Source organism: Myxococcus stipitatus DSM 14675, assembly GCF_000331735.1.
In the GTDB taxonomy this organism is placed as follows: domain Bacteria; phylum Myxococcota; class Myxococcia; order Myxococcales; family Myxococcaceae; genus Myxococcus; species Myxococcus stipitatus.
Map to the genome: position 1 here is coordinate 6,217,732 of NC_020126.1, position 18,842 is coordinate 6,236,573.

The 18,842-nt window shown below is 70.0% G+C and carries 16 protein-coding genes; 7 read left to right on the forward strand and 9 right to left on the reverse strand.

Features of this window, described 5'->3' with window-relative positions; genetic code table 11:
- Nucleotides 1-3: 3 nt before the first annotated feature.
- Entirely contained in the window at nt 4-2,382 is a 2,379-nt protein-coding gene (locus tag MYSTI_RS24045) for an FdhF/YdeP family oxidoreductase (RefSeq protein ID WP_015350395.1), read from the reverse strand.
- Between the two features lie 139 nt (nt 2,383-2,521).
- On the opposite strand from MYSTI_RS24045, the gene MYSTI_RS24050 reads away from it, so the two are divergent.
- The 5 genes from MYSTI_RS24050 to MYSTI_RS24070 all read left to right on the forward strand — a co-directional run bounded on the left by MYSTI_RS24050 (nt 2,522) and on the right by MYSTI_RS24070 (nt 8,333).
- Nucleotides 2,522-3,535, forward strand: coding sequence for a BON domain-containing protein (locus tag MYSTI_RS24050; protein ID WP_015350396.1), 1,014 nt, complete (start codon nt 2,522-2,524; stop codon nt 3,533-3,535).
- 169 nt (nt 3,536-3,704) lie between these two features.
- Nucleotides 3,705-5,360: a urocanate hydratase gene (gene hutU / locus MYSTI_RS24055; protein WP_015350397.1), complete on the forward strand. Its 1,656-nt coding sequence runs from the start codon at nt 3,705-3,707 to the stop codon at nt 5,358-5,360.
- A 13-nt stretch (nt 5,361-5,373) separates the two neighbouring features.
- Nucleotides 5,374-6,114 (forward strand): hypothetical protein, encoded by a 741-nt coding sequence (locus tag MYSTI_RS24060; RefSeq protein ID WP_015350398.1) that lies wholly within the window; start codon nt 5,374-5,376, stop codon nt 6,112-6,114.
- A 4-nt stretch (nt 6,115-6,118) separates the two neighbouring features.
- On the forward strand, nt 6,119-7,384 hold the full coding sequence (gene hutI / locus MYSTI_RS24065; RefSeq protein ID WP_015350399.1) for an imidazolonepropionase: 1,266 nt from the start codon (nt 6,119-6,121) through the stop codon (nt 7,382-7,384).
- 88 nt (nt 7,385-7,472) lie between these two features.
- The gene (locus MYSTI_RS24070) at nt 7,473-8,333 is read left to right on the forward strand and encodes a class II glutamine amidotransferase (RefSeq protein ID WP_015350400.1); all 861 of its coding nucleotides are present in this window, start codon (nt 7,473-7,475) and stop codon (nt 8,331-8,333) included.
- Between the two features lie 3 nt (nt 8,334-8,336).
- On the opposite strand, the gene tsaE is transcribed toward MYSTI_RS24070, so the two are convergent.
- From tsaE to tilS, 8 genes are all read right to left on the reverse strand, one after another.
- Complete coding sequence (gene tsaE / locus MYSTI_RS24075) at nt 8,337-8,819, reverse strand: tRNA (adenosine(37)-N6)-threonylcarbamoyltransferase complex ATPase subunit type 1 TsaE (RefSeq protein ID WP_015350401.1); 483 nt, start codon at nt 8,817-8,819, stop codon at nt 8,337-8,339.
- Nucleotides 8,816-10,351, reverse strand: a complete 1,536-nt coding sequence (locus tag MYSTI_RS24080) for a bifunctional ADP-dependent NAD(P)H-hydrate dehydratase/NAD(P)H-hydrate epimerase (protein ID WP_015350402.1) — start codon at nt 10,349-10,351, stop codon at nt 8,816-8,818. The genes tsaE and MYSTI_RS24080 overlap by 4 nt, the downstream gene beginning before the upstream one ends.
- Nucleotides 10,352-10,355: 4 nt before the next feature.
- Nucleotides 10,356-10,736 (reverse strand): holo-ACP synthase, encoded by a 381-nt coding sequence (gene acpS, locus MYSTI_RS24085; RefSeq protein WP_015350403.1) that lies wholly within the window; start codon nt 10,734-10,736, stop codon nt 10,356-10,358.
- A 6-nt stretch (nt 10,737-10,742) separates the two neighbouring features.
- The gene (locus MYSTI_RS24090; protein ID WP_015350404.1) at nt 10,743-11,468 is read right to left on the reverse strand and encodes a pyridoxine 5'-phosphate synthase; all 726 of its coding nucleotides are present in this window, start codon (nt 11,466-11,468) and stop codon (nt 10,743-10,745) included.
- A 108-nt stretch (nt 11,469-11,576) separates the two neighbouring features.
- Complete coding sequence (glmM, locus tag MYSTI_RS24095) at nt 11,577-12,971, reverse strand: phosphoglucosamine mutase (protein ID WP_015350405.1); 1,395 nt, start codon at nt 12,969-12,971, stop codon at nt 11,577-11,579.
- Between the two features lie 133 nt (nt 12,972-13,104).
- Nucleotides 13,105-14,340: a dihydropteroate synthase gene (gene folP / locus MYSTI_RS24100; protein ID WP_015350406.1), complete on the reverse strand. Its 1,236-nt coding sequence runs from the start codon at nt 14,338-14,340 to the stop codon at nt 13,105-13,107.
- A 75-nt stretch (nt 14,341-14,415) separates the two neighbouring features.
- The gene (gene ftsH, locus MYSTI_RS24105; protein ID WP_015350407.1) at nt 14,416-16,329 is read right to left on the reverse strand and encodes an ATP-dependent zinc metalloprotease FtsH; all 1,914 of its coding nucleotides are present in this window, start codon (nt 16,327-16,329) and stop codon (nt 14,416-14,418) included.
- Between the two features lie 179 nt (nt 16,330-16,508).
- Nucleotides 16,509-17,828, reverse strand: coding sequence for a tRNA lysidine(34) synthetase TilS (gene tilS / locus MYSTI_RS24110; protein ID WP_233277942.1), 1,320 nt, complete (start codon nt 17,826-17,828; stop codon nt 16,509-16,511).
- Between the two features lie 503 nt (nt 17,829-18,331).
- Here tilS and MYSTI_RS24115 point away from each other — a divergent pair.
- Nucleotides 18,332-18,535, forward strand: coding sequence for a TIGR04563 family protein (locus MYSTI_RS24115; RefSeq protein ID WP_015350409.1), 204 nt, complete (start codon nt 18,332-18,334; stop codon nt 18,533-18,535).
- Nucleotides 18,536-18,542: 7 nt separating this feature from the next.
- Nucleotides 18,543-18,824 (forward strand): TIGR04563 family protein, encoded by a 282-nt coding sequence (locus MYSTI_RS24120; protein ID WP_015350410.1) that lies wholly within the window; start codon nt 18,543-18,545, stop codon nt 18,822-18,824.
- Nucleotides 18,825-18,842: the final 18 nt, after the last annotated feature.

Consider the following 18,842-nt stretch of genomic DNA (forward strand, 5'->3'; position numbering starts at 1 on the left):
CCCTCATGAAGTCGAACCCTCGACGAGAGCAGCCAGCTCCACCGACGGCGCCACGGTGATGACCACGGACTTCGACGCGGGCGTGCGGCTCTTCTCCGCGTAGCTGTCCACGGGCACCAGCACGTTCGTCTCGGGGAAGTATGTCGCCGCGCACCGGCGCGGAATGTTGTACGGCACCACCACGAACTTCCGAGCCACCCGCTGCTCACCCTGGAAGTGGCTCGTCAGGTCCACCACTTGCCCTTCGGCGAGCCCGCGCTCCGCGATGTCCTTCGGGTGCATCATCACCACGCGCCGCCCACCGCGAATCCCCCGGTAGCGGTCATCCAGCCCATACACCGTGGTGTTGAACTGGTCATGCGTGCGCAACGTCATCATCATCAACTGCCCGGGCTCCAGCTCCTCCCGAGGCATCGTGTGCACGGTGAAGTGCGCCTTGCCGCTCGCGGTGGTGAAGCGCCCCTCGCGAGGGCCGTTCGGCAGCGAGAACCCGCCCGGCTCGCGCACCCGACGGTTGAACTCCTCGAAGCCGGGGATGACCTTGGAGATCAGCTCCCGGACGCGGTCATAGTCCTCCACCAGCGACACCCACGGCACCTTCGAGCGCTCCCCCAGCACCGCCGCCGCCAGCCGAGCGACAATCATCGGCTCGCTGAGCAGGTGCTCGGAGGCCGGAGCCACGGCGCCTCGCGTGGCGTGCACCACGCCCATCGAGTTCTCCACCGTGACGAACTGCGGCCCACCCGCCTGCACATCGTGCTCGGTCCGCCCCAGGCACGGGAGGATGAGCGCGCGGCGGCCATGCACGAGGTGCGCGCGGTTGAGCTTCGTCGAGACATGCACCGTCAGCCGCGTGCGCCGCAGGGCCCGCGCGGTGAGCTCCGTGTCCGGCGTGGCCGAGAGGAAGTTCCCCCCGAGCGCGAAGAACACCTGGACGCGCCCCGCGTGCATGCCGTGGATGGTGTCCACCACGTCCAGGCCATGATGACGCGGAGGCTCGAAGGCGAACTCCCGGGCGAGTGAGTCCAGGAACGCGGCCTTGGGCCGCTCCCAGATGCCCATGGTGCGGTCACCCTGCACGTTGCTGTGACCTCGCACGGGACACACGCCCGCGCCGGGCTTGCCCACGCTGCCTCGCAGCAGCGTGAGGTTGACGATCTCCTGGATGTTGGCGACCGCGTTGCGATGCTGCGTCAGCCCCATCGCCCAGCAGAAGATGGTGCGCTCGGAGCGGGCGAGCAGGTCCGCCGCCGCGAGGATCTGCTCGCGCGGCACCCCGCTGCGCTCCACCACATCCTCCCAGCGCACCGCGCGCAGGTTCTCCGCGTAGGCCTCGAACCCGAGCGTCTTGTCCTCGACGAACGAGCGCGCCACCACCGTGCCGGGCTGCTCCGCCTCGCGCTCGAGCAGCGCCTTGCCCAGCCCCTGGAGCAGCGCCACGTCGCCGTTGATGCGCACCTGGAGGAACTGGGTGTTCAGCGCCGTGCCGGACCCGAGGAGCTGGAACACCTCCTGCGGGTGCTTGAAGCGATTGAGCCCCGTCTCGGGCAGCGGGTTGATGCTGACGATTTCACACCCTCGGCGCGCCGCGGCCTGGAGCGTGGTGAGCATGCGCGGGTGGTTGGTGCCCGGGTTCTGCCCGATGACGAAGATGGCCTCGGCCTGGTCGAAGTCCTCCAGCGTGACGGTGCCCTTGCCAATGCCCAGCGTCTCGTTGAGCGCCGTGCCGCTGGACTCGTGGCACATGTTCGAGCAGTCCGGCAGGTTGTTCGTCCCGAACTGCCGCACGAACAACTGGTACAGGAACGCGGCCTCGTTGCTGGTGCGCCCGGAGGTGTAGAAGCACGCGGCATCGGGCGTCGGGAGCGCCTGGAGCTCCTCCGCCACGAGCGCGAAGGCTTCGTCCCACGAGATGGGCGTGTAGTGCGTGGCGCCCTCGCGCAGCACCATGGGGTGCGTGAGCCGGCCCTGCTTGCCCAGCCAGTAATCGGACTGCGCGCACAGGTCCGCCACGCTCCACTGGCGGAAGAAGTCGGGCGTCACGCGCTCCTTCGTGCCCTCCTCCGCCACCGCCTTCGCGCCGTTCTCACAGAACTCCGCCACCGAGCGATGCCCGGGGTCCGGCCATGCACAGCCAGGACAGTCGAAGCCGTCCTTCTGGTTGACCTTGAGCAGCAGCCGCGTGCCTCGCACGGGCCCCATCTCGCCCCACGCGTGCTTCATCGTGGAGATGACCGCGGGGAGACCTCCGGCGACCTCGGACAGGCGGCCGACCAGAGGTGGCCTTGGCTCCTCGGGGGGCTGGACGGGGGGCGACAGCGGCGTCAGCGCCTGGCTCGGCGCGTCCTGCGGCTCCTCTGTCTCACGCTGTGCTCTGGCCATGCCCCGCCCTCCGGGTGCCATGCGGACGGTCGCCCGTCCGTGGCGCGCCCGACTCTACCGCGTTGCCGCGAACGCTCACGGTCAAAACCCTCCAGGGACAGGGCCCCCACGCGAGCCGATACCACAGGAGGCACAGGACATGACTGGCAGGCGCCACGAAGACCCCCACCCGAACGAGCGACGCGGTCGAGGTCCCTCCCACCCGGACACCTCGCGACACGCGGCCCCGCGGGACTCCCACCGCTCCGACTGGGACGCACGGCGCGACTTCGAGCACCCCTCCAGGGACCTCGAGCGAGACCGCGCCTACCGCTCCATGCGAGGTGACCGGGACACGCTCGACTACGAAATCGACCGGGACTTCGGCGACGCCGCGCGAGCCATGGAGCAAGCCCACGAGTACGGCCGGGATTACAACCGCGAGCGAGAGCTGGACCGTCGCGCCCGCGCCTTCGACCCGGAGCGCATCGCCAGGCGCCCAGGATACAGCCCGAGCGGCACCTTCCGAGACGTTGGAGAAGGCGGCCCCCCACGCCCCATGTCCCGGCGTGGCGCGTGGCGGGTCGAGTCAGGCGCGGGCCACACGCGCTACGGCCAGCGCGGCCTCGACGAATGGGACGAGCCCGAGGCCTGGATGGACGAACTGCGGGAACTCAGTCCCCGCGAGCGACCCGCCGAAGCGGACGTGCGCCTGGGCGGCACCCAGCCCTCGGGACATGGCCCGGGCGTGGAGAACATGGCGAGGCCCCAGACGGGCTTCTCCACCAGCAGGTCCCGCCCCGATGACCATGAGCGAGGCCATGGGGGTTACTCCGGAGCCCCGTTCCGACCTCGGGGCCAAGGGCCCAAGGGTTACCAGCGAGCCGATGACCGCATCCGCGCGGACCTCTGCGACCGGCTGATGCAGGACTGGATGGACGCCTCCGACACGGAGGTGGAGGTCCGCGACGGCGTCGTCACGCTGCGCGGCGGTGTGCGAAGCCGGGACGAGAAGCGCGCCATCGAGGACGCCGCGGAGGCGGTGCTGGGCGTCAAGGAGGTCCTCAACCACCTCCGCCTCCACCGTGAAGGCGTGTCACACCCACCTGCGTCCCAGGCTCCGCTGGCCTCCGTGGAGGACGGGTGGGAGGAGGACGGCTCGCTGCACTCGTGACACGGGGCCTCGGCTCCTCGCGTCAAGGACACTCCAGGGCAGCGGTGGAGGGCGCTGCGGGCCGCCAGCGGACACTGTCGGAGAAGGGCCACATGGTGCTGGCCCCGCCCCTCGGGGGTTCGGCTAGTGTGCCGGGCCTTTCCGTCAGCCTTCCCCCAGGAGCCTGTTCATGTCCCGCGTCATCCGCGCCCCTCGTGGTTCCTCCCTCTCGTGCAAGGGTTGGGTCCAGGAGGCCGCGCTCCGGATGTTGATGAACAACCTCGACCCGGAGGTCGCCGAGCGCCCCGAGGATCTCGTCGTCTACGGCGGTACCGGCAAGGCCGCTCGCGACTGGCCGTCCTTCGACCGCATCGTCTCCAGCCTCCAGAGCCTCTCCGACGAGGAGACGCTGCTCGTGCAGAGCGGCAAGCCCGTGGGCATCTTCCGCACCCATCCGGATGCGCCCCGCGTGCTCATCGCCAACTCCAACCTCGTGGGCCGCTGGGCCAACTGGGAGCACTTCCACGAGCTGGAGAAGAAGGGCCTGATGATGTACGGCCAGATGACGGCCGGCTCGTGGATCTACATCGGCACCCAGGGCATCCTCCAAGGCACCTACGAGACGTTCGCCGCCGCGGGCCGCTTCCACTTCGGCAGCGAGGACCTCGCGGGCCGGCTCGTGCTGTCCGGCGGTCTGGGCGGCATGGGGGGCGCGCAGCCGTTGGCCGCGACCATGAACAACGCCGTGTTCCTGGGCGTGGAGATCGACCCGTGGCGCGCCCAGCGCCGCGTGGAGACGCGCTACCTGGATGTGGTGGCCAAGGACATCGACGAGGCGCTCGCCCTGGCGAAGGACGCCCAGCAGAAGCGCATCGGCCGCTCCATCGGCATCATCGGCAACGCGGCCTCGGTGTTCCGCGAGCTGTACCGCCGGGGCATCAAGCCCGACCTCGTCACGGACCAGACGAGCGCGCACGACCCGCTCAACGGCTACGTCCCGGTGGACATGTCGCTGGAGGCCGCCGCGGAGATGCGCAAGAGGGACCCGGAGGGCTACATCCGCCGCGCGCGTGAGTCGATGATCATGCACGTGGACGCGATGAACGACTTCCAGCGCGCCGGCAGCCACGTCTTCGACTACGGCAACAACCTGCGCGGCCAGGCGCAGCTGGGCGGCATGGAGAACGCGTTCGAGTTCCCCGGCTTCGTCCCCGCGTACATCCGCCCGCTGTTCTGCGAGGGCATGGGCCCGTTCCGCTGGGTGGCCCTCTCCGGAGACCCGGAGGACATCCGCCGCACGGACCGCGCGGTGCGCGAGCTGTTCCCGCAGAAGGCCTCGCTCCAGCGCTGGCTGACCATGGCCGACGAGCGCATCGCGTTCCAGGGCCTGCCCGCGCGCATCTGCTGGCTGGGCTACGGCGAGCGCGCCAAGGCGGGCCTCGCCTTCAACGAGCTGGTGCGCAAGGGCGAGGTGAAGGCCCCCATCGTCATCGGCCGGGACCACCTGGACTGCGGCTCCGTGGCGTCGCCCAACCGCGAGACGGAGGCCATGAAGGACGGCACCGACGCGGTGGCCGACTGGCCCATCCTCAACGCGCTGGTGAACGCCGTGAACGGCGCGTCGTGGGTGTCCTTCCACCACGGCGGCGGCGTGGGCATGGGCTACTCCCTGCACGCCGGCCAGGTCATCGTGGCGGACGGCACCCCGGAGGCCGCGCGGCGCATCGAGCGCGTGCTCACCAGTGACCCCGGCATGGGGGTGCTGCGCCACGCGGACGCTGGCTACCCGGAGGCCATCGACGTGGCCCGGGAGCGGGGCGTGAAGATTCCTGGCATCACCGTGTAGCCTTCAGGACGTCATGCACCTTCGCGCGCGCTCGAGAGTCTTCGTCTCCCTGCTCCTCGCTCTCGGAGCGCTCGCGGGGTGTGCCCCGTCCGCTGTCGGGCCCATGGTGATGCGCCTGGGCCCGGGCAGCGCCACGGAGCGGATGCTCCAGGCGGGGATTCGCACCGGGCCCCGCCTCAGTGCGCCCATCTCCGGGAGCCGGGAGGGCATCGGCGAGGGGTCCATGTTCAGCGGCGACACCGCGACCTTCGCCCTCCAGCAGTGGGGCCTCGCGTTCGACGCCGCCATGACGTGGCCCCTCACCGAGCGGCTCCACCTGCACACCGGCATCCAGGGCGAGATGTTCCTCCCCCTGCCCGTGCCGGGCTACGGCGTCTATGCGGGGGCGTCGTACTACCTCGGCTCGCCGACGCTGGGCATCGCCCCGTCGGTCGCGCTGCGGGGGGCGTCGGACTTTGGAATCGGCTCCAGTGTGGGCGGCCCGGGCAGCATGGCCGGCGCGGAGGCCACCTGCGCGCTGAGCTTCTCGCCGGAGCCTGGGGTGTCCGTGGGGGTGGTGCCGTTTCTCGCGCTCCATACCCTTTCGTCCCATGGCGTGACGGACCGCTCCGTCTATTACGGCGGTGTCGTCGCCGCGCGGCTGAGCTGGGGATGGTTCGACTTCATGGAGCTGTCTGGAGGATTCGGCCGCGCGAAGGTCGGCAAGAGCGCGAGCTGGAACGTCCCCATCGTGGGCGTGCGTGGAGGTCGTTGACGTCATGGATGCACTGGAGCTGTTGGTTCGGAACACGTCCGAGGTCCTCACCCTGGAGGGCTCTCACCGCGAGCGCGCGGAGACGGCGCTCACGCCCCGCGCCGGCGCCTGCGTGGGCATCCGCCACGGACGCATCGCCTTCGTCGGACAGGAGTCGGAGCTGCCGCCGAACGCGGTGAACCTCCAGACGCAGGTGCTGGACGCGGAGGGCGGCTTCGTGGGCCCGGGCTTCGTGGACCCGCACACGCACCTGGTGTTCGCGGGCGAGCGCTCCGCGGAGTTCGACCTGCGCAACCAGGGCGCCACCTATCTGGAGATCGCCAAGGCCGGCGGCGGCATCGTGAGCACCGTGCGCGCCACGCGCGCCGCCAGCGAGGATGACCTGGTGCGGCTGGCCCTGCCGCGCGTGCAGCGACTGCTCGCTCAGGGCGTGACGGTGGCCGAGGTGAAGAGCGGCTACGGGCTGGACGTCGAGAACGAGCTGAAGATGCTGCGCGTGGTGCGACGGCTGCGCGCGCTGGCGCCCGTGGAGCTGGTGCCCACGCTCCTGTGCGCGCACGCCGTGCCCGAGGAGTACCGGGGCCGCCGCGAGGACTACGTCCGCCTCTGCATCGACGAGATTCTCCCCGCCGTCGCGCGCGAGGGCCTGGCGCGCTTCTGCGACGTCTTCGTGGAGGACAGCGCCTTCACCGTGGATGAAGCGCGCCGCATCCTCACCGCGGGCCGCGCGCTGGGGCTCGTGCCGCGCCTGCACGCGGACCAGCTCACCGCGTGCGGTGCCTCGGAGCTCGCCGCCGAGATGGGCGCCGCGACCGCCGACCACCTGGAGCAGGTCACCGATGCGGGCCTGCGCGCGCTCGCCGACGCCAACGTCACGGCCGTGCTCGTGCCTACCTCCACCCTCTTCCTGCGCATGCGCCCCTACGCCCCGGGCCGTCGCATTCGCGACGCGGGCCTCAACATCGCTTTGGGCACCAACGTCAATCCAGGCTCGGCGATGAGTGAAAACACAGCCTTGGCGATGGGCCTGGCGTGTCTGGAGAATGGCCTCACCGCGGCGGAGGCGTACTGGGCCGCCACGCGGGGGGCTGCTCTGTCATTGGGACTGCAACGAAACGGCAGGCTGGCTGTCGGTGATGCAGGCGACCTGGTGATGTTCAGTTGTGCGTCCTACCGCCATCTGCCCTACCATCTGGGCGTAGGGCACGCGCGCACGGTCGTGAAGTCCGGGCGCGTGGTGCTTCGACAGGAGCTCAACTCCTGCGGGTGAAGCGACGTCATCTGGTGACACGCACGTCGCACGGGAGGGCAGGTGAGCTTCCCGCCGGGGCCGGGCGTTATAAGTACCAACTGCAGCCATGTGCCGACTCTTTGGATTCCGTTCATCAGTCCCTTCCGCCGTGCACCACTCGTTGGTGACGCAGAAGAACTCGCTCCTCATCCAGTCGCGTGAGCACAAGGATGGATGGGGCATCGCCGCCTACAGCGCGGCGCCCATGCCACTGGTGGCCCACGGTGTGGCCCCAGCCCACAGCGACCCCGACTTCCAGCGGGTGAGCAACGGGGTGTCCGCCCACACGGTGGTGGCACACATCCGGCTCGCGTCGGTGGGCGCGGTGGAGCTGCGCAACTCGCACCCGTTCAACCACGGCCGGTGGACCTTCGTTCACAACGGCACGGTGCGGGACTTCTCGAGGCACCACGCGAGCATCGAGGCGCTCATCTGCCCCACCCTGCGCGCGGGCATCCAGGGCACCACGGACAGCGAGCGCTGCTTCTACCTCTTCCTCACGCGGCTGGCGGCAAGGCATCCCATCGGCCAGCCCGTCCCCGTGGAAGGCGTCGCGCGAGCGCTCGCGGAGACCATGAGCCTGGTCTCCGCCATCACCGACACCACGGAGACGCCGCAGCGCTCCGCGATGAACTTCCTCGTCACGGACGGCGAGGTGATGGTGGCCTCGCGGCGCAACCGCACCCTCTTCGTCTCGCTGGGCGACGCCTTCAGCGCGACGGGGACGCTGCCCACCTCGGGCACGAAGCTGGAGCAGCTCATCGTCTCCAGCGAGGCGCTGTGCGGCGGCCCGCACTGGACGCCCGTCGCGGAGGAGGACGTCATCGGCGTGGACGCAAGCCTCGTCTTCCACCACTGGCGCGTGCCGGAGCTGGCGGGAGACGCCGTCCCACCGCCGACGCCGGGCCCCACGCGCCACGCGGCGTGAGCGTCAGGGCAGCCACGCCGTCAGCAGCGCGGCGGCGCGTGCGCCAAAGGCCTCGGCCTCGAGCGTGCGCGCGTCTCCGCCCGCGTGGGCCAGGGTGACGCGCAGGTACTCGCCGCGAGGCGCCGCCTCCGGCACCCGGTCCAACCACTCCACCAGCAAGGCCCCCTCCCCGCCCACCAGGTCCATGAAGCCCGTGGCGTAGAGGTCGTCGTAGCCCGTCAGGCGGTACAGGTCCGCGTGATAGAGCGGAATGCGTCCCGAGTACGGGTACACGATGGCGAACGTCGGGCTGGCCACCTCGGACCTGGGCACCCGCGCGCCTTCCGCGACGCCGCGAACCAGGTGCGTCTTTCCCGCGCCCAGGTCTCCAATCAAGCCGACGAAGTCGCCCGGCTCCAGGAGCCCGCCCAGGCGGACCCCCAACTGGTGCGTCTCCTCGGGCGAGGCCAGCGTCAGGGCCCGCTTCACATGCTCCGCTGCACTCATCGTCCCCACCTCACCCACAGCTCGCAGAGGCCCTGCTCGATGAGGTCCCCCGCCACCAGGCCCAGTTGACCGCGACGGGCCGCGGCCAGGTCTCCCGCGAGCCCGTGCGCGAAGACCGCCGTCCACGCCGCATCCGGCGACGTGAAGCCCTGCGCCAGGAGCGCACCACAGATTCCGGACAACACGTCACCCGAGCCTCCCGTGGCCATGCCCGGGTTGCCCGTGGTGTTGATGAACACGCGGCCATCCGCGTGCGCCGTCAGCGTGCGGTCTCCCTTCAGCACCACCGTCGCGCCGGTCTCGGAGGCCAGTCGACCCACGACCTCCAGCCGGTGTGCCTGAACCTCCCGGGTCGACCTGCCCGTCAGCCTCGCCATCTCGCCCGGATGGGGCGTGAGCACGACGGGCGCCTTCGCGCGGCGAAGCACGGACAGGTCTCCCGCCACCGCGTTGAGCGCATCCGCATCCAGGACGGCGGGAATCTCCAGGCGCGCGAGCAGCTCACCGATGAGCGTCCCTGTCCCAGGGCCTCGGGGAATGCCCGGCCCGATGACGAGCGCGTCCTTGCCCTCGGCGGCGGCCAGCAGGGCCTCCAGGTCCCCCATTCCCAAGGGCCCGGCGGCCTCCAGGGGGACGCCCATGATCTCCGCCGAGTGCGCCTGCACGGCCTCCAGCGCATCGCCCCGCGTGGCCACGGTGACCAGCCCCGCGCCCGAGCGAAGCGCGGCCTTCGCGACCAACGCCGCGGCGCCCGTCTTGCCTCGGCTGCCCGCGACGACCAGGACGTGGCCGTAGGTGCCCTTGTGCGAGTCGGGCTTGCGCACCGGCAACATGCCGCGCGCGTCCGACTCCTCCACCACGAAGAGCGCGGGGCCCGACACCTCGCGGGACGCGGCGCCCGCCAGGCCGATGTCCACCCGCCGCACGCGGCCACACAACGTCGCGCCCGGCTCCAGCACCTGCCCTGGCTTGAGGAAGCCAAAGGCCACCGTGGCGTCCGCCTCCACGCAGGGAGAGAAGGCCTCACCCGTGTCGCTCTGGAGGCCAGACGGCACATCCGCCGCCACCACCTTCGCGCCCGCCTGCCGCCAACGGTGGATGGCGGAGATGGCCTCCGCGAAGGCCCCGGCGGGAGCGCGGCTCAGCCCCGTGCCGAACAGCGCATCGACCACCACGTCTCCTGAAGACGGAGCCTCCAGCGACTCCAGCGGACGCACCGTCCCACCAAAGCCCTTCAACGCCTCCAGGTTGCGCCGAGCCTCCGGCGTCAGCTTCGCCGCGTCGCCCACCAGCGTCACCGCCACCCGCGCGCCGCCTTCGAGGAGGAAGCGCGCGGCCACCAGCCCATCGCCGCCGTTGTTGCCCGGGCCGCACACCACCACGAAGCGACCCGAGGTCCCCGCGAGACTCCGCGCCACCTCCGCGAGCCCTCGCCCCGCGTTCTCCATCAACAGGGCAGAGGGCATTCCATGGCGCTGCTCGGCGGCCTGTTCGGCCTGACGCATCTGGGCGGCGGTGAGGACGCGCAACATCGACTCACTCCCCTTTCTTCTGGAGCACCACGGTGGCGGCGGCCACGTCCGCGTCGTGCGTCAACGCGAGGAACGCCTCCAGCCCCCGCGCCTCCATCACCTCCAGCGCCACACCGGAGAGCGCGAAGTAAGGCGCGCCGTTGTCCCGGCGCACCTCCATGTCCTTCCAGCGGATGCCCGGCGGCGCGCCCAAGGCCTTCACCAGCGCCTCCTTCGCCGCGAAGCGCGCCGCGTAGGCACTGGCGGCGTCATGGCGCTGGCCGCACAGGGCCCGCTCCGCCTCGGTGTAGACGCGATTCAGGAATGCCTCGGCGCGAGGCCCATCCATGATGCGCTGGATGCGGGAGATGGAGCAGATGTCCAGGCCCAGGCCGCGGATTCCCATGGCGCGCTATCCCGGGTTGCGCATCAGGTCGAGCATCTCCCGCACGGCGCGGTCGAAGCCCACCAGCACCGCGCGCGCGACGATGGAGTGGCCGATGTTGAGCTCGTCGATTTCGGAGATGCGCGCGATGGGCTGCACGTTGTCGTAGTTGAGCCCGTGGCCCGCGGCCACGCCCATGCCCAGCTTCGTGCCCGCCTTCGCCGCGTCCACGATGCGCGCCAGCTCCCGCGCGCGCTCCTTCTCGTTGCGCGCCTCGCAGTAGCGCCCCGTGTGCAGCTCGAGGCGGTCCGCGTTCACCTTGTGCGCCGCGCGGACCTGGTCCAGGTCCGGGTCGATGAACAGCGAGACGGTGATTTCGCCGTCCTTGAGGTTCTTGATGATCTTCGCGACGTGCTCGCGCTGACCGGCGACGTCCAGGCCGCCCTCGGTGGTGAGCTCCTCGCGCCGCTCCGGCACCAGCGTCACCACGTCCGGCTTGTGCTCGTAGGCGATCTTCACCATCTCCGTGGTGGCCGCCATCTCGAGATTCAGCAGGGTCTGCGTCGTCTCACGCAGGATGCGCAGGTCGCGGTCCTGGATGTGGCGCCGGTCCTCGCGCAGGTGAATGGTGATCTGCTGCGCGCCGGCCAACTCCGCCAGGGCCGCGGCCGTCACCGGATCCGGATACGTGGTGCGCCGCGCCTGACGCAGCGTCGCCACATGGTCCACGTTGACACCCAGTCGCTGTCCCATCGACCGCACCTCGCTTGACGCGCGGTGCCGGGATTGTCGGGGGCCCCGGCACGCGCTGGCCCCTCTAATCGCGGCCAGCGTCCGGAAGTCAACCGCCGTCTGCCAGGACTAGCGGTTGAGCGCCTTCGCCAGCACGTCGGCGATGTCCTTCGCGTAGGCCTCGTTGCGCGAGGCATCCACGCCCTCGACGAGGACCCGCGCCTTGGGCTCCGTGCCGGAGAAGCGCACCAGCACCCGGCCGGAGTTGCCCAGCTTCTGCTCCACGGCCTTGATGACCTTCATCACGTCCGGAAGCTCGCCCAGCTCCTTCTTCTGCTTCACCACGACGTTGACCAACGTCTGGGGAACAGGCTCGAAGATGGAGGCCAGCTCGCTCAAGGGCTTGCCCGCGCGGCACATCACCGCGAGCAACTGGAGCGCGGCGAGCGTGCCGTCGCCCGTCGTCGTGTGGTCCAGGAAGACGAGGTGGCCGCTCTGCTCGCCGCCCAGGTTGTAGCCGTTGCGGCGCATCTCCTCGACGACGTTGCGGTCACCCACGCGCGTGCGAACCACCTTCACGCCCCAGCGCGCCACCGCGCGCTCCAGGCCCACGTTGCTCATCACCGTGGAGACCAGCACCTTCTTCTTGAGCTGCTTGCGCGCCACCAGCTCGCCAGTACAGATGGCCATGATGGCGTCGCCGTCCACCACCTTGCCCTTCTCGTCCACGACGATGAGGCGGTCGGCGTCACCATCCAGCGCGATGCCCAGATGCGCCCCGTGCTTGAGCACCGTGCGCGCCAGGTTCTCCGGATGCAGCGCGCCGCACTTGTGGTTGATGTTCTTGCCGTCCGGCGAGACGCCCAGCGTGATGACCTTCGCGCCCAGCTCCTCCAGCACCGCGGGCGCCGTCTTGTAGGCCGCGCCGTTGGCACAGTCGACGACGATGGTCATCCCCTCCAGCGTCAGCTCGCGCGGGAAGGTCGCCTTGAGGAACACGATGTAGCGGCCCCGTGCGTCCTCCATGCGGAACGCGCGGCCAATCTTCGTCGCCGTGGGGCGGATGGAGTCGATGGCGCCCGTGGACAGGAGCTCTTCAATCTTGGCTTCCGTCTCGTCCGGCAGCTTGAAGCCGTCGCGCCAGAAGAACTTGATGCCGTTGTCCTCGTACGGGTTGTGGGACGCGGAGATGACCGCGCCCGCGTCCGCGCGCATGGACGTGGTGATGTTGGAGATGCCCGGCGTCGGCAGCGGCCCGACGAGCTCCACGTCGACGCCCATGGACGTCAACCCCGCGGCCAGGGCCTGCTCCAGCATGTAGCCGGACAGTCGCGTGTCCTTGCCCACGATGACGCGGTGGCGGTGGGGACCATTGCGGATGAGGTACGCGAGCGCCCGTCCGAGCTGCATCGCCACTTCCGCTGTCATCGGGTGGACGTTCGCCTTGCCGCGAACACCGTCCGTCCCGAACAGCTTCTGCGATGCGCGCTCCTCCTTGGGAGCCATGTTCATCCTGTACGCCATGGTGCCGCTCCACCTTTCCCACGCCGGGCCAGTGCCGGTCTCTCGACGTCGGGGCTTATACCCCGCCCACCGCCGGGGCTCGAAGGTAGGGCCCCAGGGCCCCCCTGGCAACGGCCCGGGCAGGCAGCCTGTATCACCTGAGGGCGCCCCCATCCATGGCGGTGCGAATCGCATCCCCGACCACCAGCGCGTCGCGTGCCTCCGCCACATCGTGGACCCGGACAACGTCCGCCCCTCCCAACACCGCCATCGCCGCCAGGGAGCCCAGCGTCGCCGCCAGCCGCTCGCCCGCCGGTTTGCCTCCCGTCAGCGCCCCCAGGAAGCCCTTGCGGCTGGTGCCCACGAGCAGCGGCAGCCCCGGCACGCGCAGCTCCCCCAGGCGCCGCAGCAGGTAGAGGTTGTGGTCGAACGTCTTGCCGAAGCCAATCCCAGGGTCCAGGAGGATACGCTCCCGAGGAATGCCCGCCCCCGTGGCCAGCGCCACGGAGCCCTCCAGGAAGTCGAGCACCTCGTCCACCAGGTCCTCGTACCGAGGCGCCTGCTGCATCGTGCTGGGGGTCCCCTGGATGTGCATCAGGCAGCAGGCGGCGTTGGCCTCGGCCACCACCCGGGGCAGCTCCGGGTCCGAGCGGAAGCCGGTGATGTCGTTGATGAGGTGCGCGCCCGCGCCCAGCACCGCGCGCGCCACCGCCGCCTTCGTCGTGTCCACCGACAGCGGCACGGACGTCTTCGCGCGCAGGCCCTCGATGACGGGCAGCACCCGGGCCACCTCCTCCTCCGCGGACACGCTCGCGGAGCCGGGCCGCGTGGACTCACCGCCGACGTCCAGGAAGTCCGCGCCCGCCGCCACCAGCGCGAGCCCCCGCGCGATGGCCGCGTCCGCGCCCAGGTAGCGGCCCCCATCGGAGAAGCTGTCCGGCGTCACGTTGACCACGCCCATGACATAGGTGCGTGAGCCCCAGTGGAAGACGCGGTCCCCCAGCACCCAAGGCTCGGGGGCCTTCCCCGCGTCCATCGCGCGGGCCAGCGCCTCCGCCAGCGCTGCCAGCGCCGCGTCACGCTGCGAGCGCGCCAGGGCCATGAGCCGCTCGAACTGCTCCAGGCGCCCGGACAACAGCCCGGTGCCAGGGCGCGAGCGGACATCTCCGGAGACCCACGCCGGATGCTCCTCGCGACCGGGCACGAGCGCCCGCTCGTGCAGCCCGTGCAGGAACGCGCTCACCTCCCGAGGCACGCCCGTGAGGAGCACCTGCGCGTGGGGCACCTTCTCCAGCAGGTACTCGCGCGCGGGCGTGGGCAGGCCCATGCGGCGCAGGGCCAGCGTCAGGTCCTCGGGACGGTCGACGCTGATGGGGCGGGCGCGAATCATCGTCCCCCTATAACGCGAAAGGCCCTCCCCACGGATGGGAAGGGCCTTCGTTGAATCAACCGCGACAGGCGAGGACTACGCCTTGTTCGGCTCCATCTTCGGGAGCCCCTCGAGCGCGTCGAGGATCTTCCGCTTGTCCTTCTTCTCCGTCGCCTTCGGGGGCGCATTCACGCGCGGGGGCGGACGCTCCCGGGTGAGCTGGCCACCCTGCAGGAGGATGTTCACGTCCTCGGCGTCGAGCGTCTCGTACTCGACCAGGGCGTCGGAGACGCGCTTGAGGGCCTCCAGGTTCTCCGTGAGCAGGTTGCGGCCGCGCTCGTAGCAACCGACGACGATGCTGCGGACCTCGGCGTCAATCTGCCGCGCGGTGTCCTCGGAGTAGTCCTTGGACGAGTTGAAGTCGCGGCCCAGGAACACCTCGCCGTCGCTCTTGCCGAACGCCAGGGGCCCCAGCTTCTCGCTCATGCCCCAGCGGCACACCATGGCGCGCGCCGTCTCGGTGGCCCGCTCGATGTCGTTCGCCGCGCCGCTGCTCATCTCGTTGAAGAGCAGCTCCTCGGCGATACGGCCACCCATGGCCATGGAGATCTGGTCCAGCATCTGCTTCTTGTACCCGTTGACCTTGTCCTCGGTGGGCAGGCTCCAGGTGACGCCGAGCGCCTGACCGCGCGGGATGATGGTGACCTTGTGGAGAGGGTCGCAGCCGGGCAGCAGCTTGGCGAGCAGCGCGTGCCCCGCCTCGTGCACGGCCGTGTTCTTCTTCTCCTTCTCGGTCATGATCATGGACCGGCGCTCCGGCCCCATGAAGACCTTGTCCTTGGCGTTCTCGAAGTCGCTCAGGTCCACGCGCTCCTTGTTCTGCCGCGCGGCCATCAGCGCCGACTCGTTCACCAGGTTCTCCAGGTCCGCGCCCGTCATGCCCGGCGTACCGCGAGCGATGACCTCCAGGTCCACTTCCGGCGCCAGCGGCACGCGGCGGGTGTGCACCTTCAGCACGCCCAGGCGGCCCTTCAGGTCCGGACGCGGCACCACGATGCGCCGGTCGAAGCGACCCGGACGCTGCAGCGCGGGGTCCAGGACGTCCGGACGGTTCGTCGCCGCAATCAGGATGACGCCGTCGTTGGACTCGAAGCCGTCCATCTCCACGAGCAGCTGGTTGAGCGTCTGCTCGCGCTCGTCGTGACCGCCGCCCAGGCCCGCGCCACGGTGGCGGCCCACGGCGTCGATCTCGTCGATGAAGATGATGCAGGGGGCGTTCTTCTTGCCCTGCTCGAACAGGTCGCGAACGCGGCTGGCGCCGACGCCCACGAACATCTCCACGAAGTCCGAGCCGGAGATGGAGAAGAACGGCACGCCGGCCTCACCCGCCACCGCGCGCGCCAGCAGCGTCTTGCCGGTACCCGGGGGGCCCATCATCAGCACGCCCTTGGGGATGCGGCCGCCCAGCTTGGTGAACTTCTTGGGGTCCTTCAGGAAGGCGACGATCTCCTCGAGCTCTTCCTTGCACTCGTCCACACCCGCCACGTCCGCGAACGTGACCTTGTTGTGGCTCTCGCTCAAGAGCTTGGCCTTCGACTTGCCGAAGGTCATCGCCTTGCCGCTGCCACCCTGGAGCTGGCGCATGAAGATGAAGAAGAGGAAGAGGAACACCACGGGCATCCACTGGCCCAGGATGGTCAGCCAGAGGCTGTTCTGCTCCTCCCGCTCGTACTTGACGTCCACTCCGTTGTTGCGGAGCTGGTTCAGCATCGCCGCGTCAGGCGCCGGCCCCGTCGTGCGAAACTTCTCGCTCGTGTCGACGAACTTGCCGGAATAGGTGTTGCCCTTGACCGCCACCTCCTTGACCTTCTTCTCCTCCACCTTCGTCAGGAGCTGCGTGAACGACGGCTCCTGAACCGGATCGTTGCTCTGCGAGAAGAAGTTGTAGAAGGCGACGAAGAGGACGATCAGGATGACCCAGAGCCCGATGGTCTTGTAAGTCGAACGCACGTGTCAGCTGCCCTTTCGGTACTCGGCGGGTTGAGGGCCGTGCCAGGGGAACCCCAGCGTTTTCAATCGTTTGCCCGACACCAGGCGAGCTCCCAGTCGTCGGACCGTATCAGCAACAGCAAAACGCCCTCAACTATTTAGGGGGGCACGGCCACCCCCCGACAACATTCCGTTCCAGTCTATAACGAAGGGGTCCGTTGAATGCTCGGACCCGAGGGCGTCGCCCACAAGTAGTGCTGGGATGAACCCACCGGCGACGGGGGAGTCCACAGTCCCGGAAGCCACACCACCGTGCCCTCGGCGTCCAGCACCACCGGCCGCGAATCCCTCGACTCCGCGGGCACTCGAAGATCCACCAACACATCTTGGAGCCGACGTTGTCCCGCGCCCATGCGGACCCGGTCCCCCGGCTTGCGCGTCCGGACAGTGAGCGGCCAGCACAGGTCCCGAGAGAGCGCCAGGCCATGCATCCCCGAGGGGGGTGCGTGGGACTCCACGCGAAAGACCCACCCCGTGCCCTCCAGCACGCCCCCTGCCCCCGCGCCCTCCAGGCACAGTTCCGGCCCCGCGCGCGGAGCGTCCCCAGGGCTCGACGCGACACAGCGCACGCGCCCTCCCGTGGCCCGCAGCCGCAGGCCGCCACCCACCGTCGCCGAGCCCCCCTGCTCCACCGCGCGCAGCCCCCGCTCCACCATCGCCGCGTCCGTCTCCACGCCCTGCTCGGCCAGCAATCGGGCGAGCACCCGGCGGCGCAGCGGAATCTCCAGCGCGCGCACGGCCACTGCCTCCAGGCTCCCATCCTCCAGCCGCACGCGCCGCCAGGCCGCGTCCGCCAGGTCCGCGAGCAGCGCCTCGTCCTCGGCCGCCAGCCGCGCGAAGGACGCCAGCCGGGCCTCTACCCGGAAGCCCGCCGCCCGGCTGAGGGCTGGCAGGGCGTCCGTTCGGACCCGGACCCGGAAGAACGCCGGGTCGGCGTTCATCGCATCTGTTGAGTACCCGACGCCCTGCTCCCCGAGGAAGTCCACCAGCTCCTCGCGGGTGCGCTCCAGGAGCGGACGCACGAGTCCAGCACGGGCCTCCTGGATTCCAGCCGCGCCTCGCGTCGACGCGCCGCGCGCCAGCCGCATCAGCAGCGTCTCCGCCTGGTCCGTGGCCGAGTGGGCCGTCGCCACCACCGTCAGGCCGCGCGCCTGGCGCACCTCTTCCAGCGCCGCGTACCGCGCCAGCCGCGCGCGCGCCTCCAGCCCAGGCCCCCCCTTCAATGTCAGCCCGAGGACATGACACTCCAGGCCGAGTGTCGCGGCCAGGGCGGCCACCGCGCGCGCCTCCCCGGCGGACTCCGGACGCAGGCCGTGGTCCACCGTGGCGACCTCCACGCGCAGCCCCAAGCGCTCACGCACGCCCGCCGTGGCGACGAGCAGCGCCACCGAATCCGCGCCTCCGGAGACAGCGCACAGCACGGAGCGCCCCTCGAGGCCCCGCCGCGCATACGCGTCCATCAACGTCCTCTGCAGAAGCTTCGTCGCGGGTCCAGTGAGAGCCATCTGACACGGGTGGAATGGAATGTCGGGTAACAGGGTTACACAGGCGCGCGCGGTTGAAGGCAGGGGGGCCGGTTCTTATGATCGTCACACCGGATGAGCGTGGCCGCGAAAGGGGAAATATGCGTGGCCGCGCAGGTTGTTGAGGGGACGGTCTAATTTTCCAGGTGTTGGGCCTAGGGGTCCCCCCCCTCCCCCTCTGGGCCCACGGGTCCGCTGGGAGATCAACTCCCGGCGGTCCCTCTTTCCGAAACGCCCCGGTGCCTCACTTTTCTGAGGCCCGGGGCGTTTCCTTTTTTCGCGTCCAGCTGGATACGTCAGGCCGGACTGGACGTGCCTGGAAAAGGGCCCGCCGAGCACCGAACGAGTCATCCGAAACCGTTGACCCTCTTGGGAGTCTGTCGGATAACGGCCCCGGTGTGTTCAGGTCGTCACCTCGAATCCGCCCCGGAGACTCAAGTATGGCAGGCACCGACAAGCGCAAGCAGTCGCTGTACTTCCCCGAGGAGATGCTGAAGGAGATTCAGGAGGAAGCAAACCGCCAAGACCGCTCTCTCTCCTGGGTTGTCCAGCAGGCGTGGAAGATCGCCCGCGAGCGCATCAAGTCGTTCCCCGCCGTCAATGACGTGACTGGCGACGAGCGCCAGGACCCGCGCGAGGAGTAGCGCCGGAATGGCCACCACCGACCACCGCAAGCAAAGCCTCTACTTCCCCGAGGACATGCTGGAGGAAATCCAGCGTGAGGCGACGCGACAGGACCGTTCGCTGTCGTGGATTGTCCAGCAGGCATGGAAGGTGGCGCGTGCCGAGATTCGGAAGATGCCGTCGGTCAACGACGTGCTGAGTTCGCCCCCGCGTCCCGCCGCAGTCGCGGCGAGTCCGGTGGCGGCCCCCACGGCGGCCCCCTCCATGGTGGCAGCCGCGGCTCCGAGCTCGACCGAGCCCAAGTCCTGAAGCTGAACCCCCGCGAAC